This is a genomic window from Micromonospora sp. 15K316 (genome assembly GCF_004348525.1).
In the GTDB taxonomy this organism is placed as follows: Bacteria; Actinomycetota; Actinomycetes; order Mycobacteriales; family Micromonosporaceae; genus Micromonospora.
Map to the genome: position 1 here is coordinate 1 of NZ_SMKG01000417.1, position 1,265 is coordinate 1,265.

Here is a 1,265-nt window from a genome sequence, read left to right on the forward strand (position 1 = left end):
CGGCCGTCCCGCCCCCGGGCCAACCCGGTCCACCCGGCTCCGATCCCGACCAGACCGGCCCGCAACCCGGTCAGCCGGGCGAGCCGACACCCGAGTTCGGCCAGCCCGGCCCGGACCCGCACGCGGGTCCGGTCGCGCACTCGGGCCAGCCGGGTCAGCCCGGCCCGTACCCGGGTCAGCCGGGTCCGCACCCGGATCCGGTCGCGCACCCGGCTCAGCCGAGTGCGCACCCAGGCCGGCCGGGTCCGGGCCTGCCCGGCGCGTACCCGGGGCTGCCCGCCGACCCCACCGCGCCCGCCGGCAGGCCGCCCGCGGGTCAGCCGCCCGCCGACTCGTCGCCCGCGAGCGCCGGCTGGGGCACGACCGGCGGCCCGTCGTCCGTGCCGCCCGGTTGGGGTCCGGTCGCACCTGGCGGCCCGGCTGCGCAGCCTGGCTGGAACGTCGCCGGCACGCCGAGCGCGTCCGGCTGGGATCCGGTGGGCACCCCGGGTGGCCCGTCCGGCTGGGATCCGAACGCGCCGGCCTGGGGCCAGCCCGGCACCCGGCCGGCAGGTTGGGGTCACCCGCCCGTCGGCGGCTACCCCGCCGTCCCGCCTCCGGGCGGCTATCCGCCCGCCGTGGGTCCGTACCCCGGTCAGACCTGGTACGGCGGCCCGGTCGGCGGGTGGTATCCGCCCGGCATCGACCCGAGTGATCCCCTGGTGACGCCGCCCGGCGTCGGCCTCGGCGGGTGGTGGGAGCGTTGCCTCGGCGCGGTGCGGCGGGGTTGGCGCGTACTGCTGCCGCTGTTGCTGCTGACCCAGGTCCTGCCGGGGGTGGTCTTCTCGGTGATCACGCTCGGGGTGGACCCGAGCGCGGGATGGGACGCCTCGATCGCGCAGGACCCGACGAGGTTGCCGGACACCTTCGTGGGTGACCTGACAGTCCTGCTCCTGGTGACCATCGCCGGAAGCGCGCTGGTCGGGCTGGTGCAGTGCCTCGGTTGGGCGGCCGGCACGTGGGTGATCGCCCGCCAGGCGGCCGGTGAGGCGGTCGATCTGGCCGGCGCCCTGCGCTACGGCGTGCGCCGGATGCTGGGGCTCTGGGGCTGGACGCTGCTGACCGGTCTGCTCATCGCCGTGGGCGTCTGCTTCTGCGTCCTGCCGGGCATCTACCTCGCCTTCGCGCTGAGCCTCTTCGGGCCGGTCTACCTCTTCGAGCGGGAGAACCCGCTGGGTCGGGCGTGGGGGATGTTCCACCTGTCTCTTATAAACATCTGACGCTTC

2 protein-coding genes are annotated in these 1,265 nt (G+C 76.4%); one reads left to right on the forward strand and one right to left on the reverse strand.

The features are described from left to right. Window positions 1-209, reverse strand: a 209-nt coding sequence (locus E1211_RS32070) for a hypothetical protein (protein WP_132353991.1), incomplete at its 3' end; no start/stop codon positions are given. A 408-nt stretch (window positions 210-617) separates the two neighbouring features. Here E1211_RS32070 and E1211_RS32075 point away from each other — a divergent pair. After that, window positions 618-1,259, forward strand: coding sequence for a hypothetical protein (locus E1211_RS32075; RefSeq protein ID WP_132353993.1), 642 nt, complete (start codon window positions 618-620; stop codon window positions 1,257-1,259). Window positions 1,260-1,265 lie beyond the last annotated feature (6 nt).